Below are 1,344 nucleotides of genomic sequence, written 5' to 3' on the forward strand. Positions count from 1 at the left end.
TGTCTTGTCCTGAAATAGGTTGACCATTTTTTTGAGATTAAATGGTTAAAAATTCCAGTTGTTTTTTATTTTTTCTGTACGATTTGTACGGTTTGTTTTTGTTTAGATGTACATGGTTGGGTGTTTCAAAATCCAAACTCCAGTGTTTTCTAAGATAATTGTAAATAAAGATAGCTTTTTTGGTCATCTTTTGTGCTATCTGTGTGTTTTTGATGTTGTTCTTTAGTCCATACTCATACTTAAGGGTTTTGTTTATCCTTTCTGCTACCGCATTTTGGTAAGGGTCATATTGTTCGGTCATACTTAATTGAAGCCCGTTCTTTTCCGCAAATTCGGTGTACATGGGATTGCAATATTGTATACCTCTGTCTGAGTGGTGTATAAGTTTTTGATTAGGATATTTTCTGTTTTTCAGTGCCATTTTAAGGGCATCTAAACAGAGTTCCGTACGCATATTATTATCCAGTTTATACCCCATAATCTTTTTTGAATACGCATCGGTCACCAAGGCCAGATAGTTGTGCCCATGTTGTGTTTTTATGTACGTAATATCTGTGACCCAGAGCTGTTCTGGTCTAGTGGGTACTTTATCTTTTACTAGGTTTTTATATTTGTAAAAATAATGTTTGGAGTTAGTGGTTACATGGTATTGCTTTGTTTTTCTAACTAATAGTCTATTGTCTCTTAGTATATTAAATAACCGGTCTCTACCCAATTTAATGTTGTTTAGTTCTAGGTCTTTTTTAAGGTAGTCGTACAGTTTTTTGCCCCCTGTTTGGTGTCCTACCTTGTTACGGCATTCCTTGACCAGTTTCAAAACTATACTTTCATTATATTCTTTTGCTTTTTGAGATTTTAGCCTTTTATAGAAGGCCTGTTTACTTATCCCAAAACATTGTGCTAACCATTTTCTTTTAAACGGTCTTGCTTCTTTTTCTCTATCTCGTCTGCCAATGTTTTGGGTAATGACTTTTTTGCCATATCTACCCCTGTAATAAGTTCCATATCCGCAATTACGTCTTGCTGAAAGTCCTTAACAAATTCCAGTTCCGCTATTTTTTCCTTGAGCTTTTTGATTTCGTCTTTTTTGGCCATACCCGTATTTATTTGCTCCAAGGTACTGTATTTTTTTATCCAATAGGAAATGGAACTTCTGGATATACCATACTTTTGAGAGGCATGATTAATGGAAATCTGTCCATTATGAATTTGGTCAATGATGAAAAGTTTGTGTTCAAAACCCACTTTTTCATACTTCTTTTTTCGACAGGGTGGTTTTTTTGATTCTTCCATAGATTGCTAAATATGATAACTTTTTTAGTCAACCTATTTCAGGACGATGCC

2 protein-coding genes are annotated in these 1,344 nt (G+C 34.4%); both read right to left on the minus strand.

Annotated features, from left to right (window positions below; translation table 11 throughout):
• Positions 1-37: 37 nt before the first annotated feature.
• Positions 38-967 (minus strand): IS3 family transposase, encoded by a 930-nt coding sequence (locus FBT53_RS15915; protein ID WP_136952174.1) that lies wholly within the window; start codon positions 965-967, stop codon positions 38-40.
• The gene (locus tag FBT53_RS15920; protein WP_136952175.1) at positions 901-1,293 is read right to left on the minus strand and encodes a helix-turn-helix domain-containing protein; all 393 of its coding nucleotides are present in this window, start codon (positions 1,291-1,293) and stop codon (positions 901-903) included. The genes FBT53_RS15915 and FBT53_RS15920 overlap by 67 nt, the downstream gene beginning before the upstream one ends.
• Positions 1,294-1,344: the final 51 nt, after the last annotated feature.

This window comes from Flavobacterium sp. ASW18X (assembly GCF_005144745.1).
GTDB lineage: Bacteria > Bacteroidota > Bacteroidia > Flavobacteriales > Flavobacteriaceae > Croceivirga.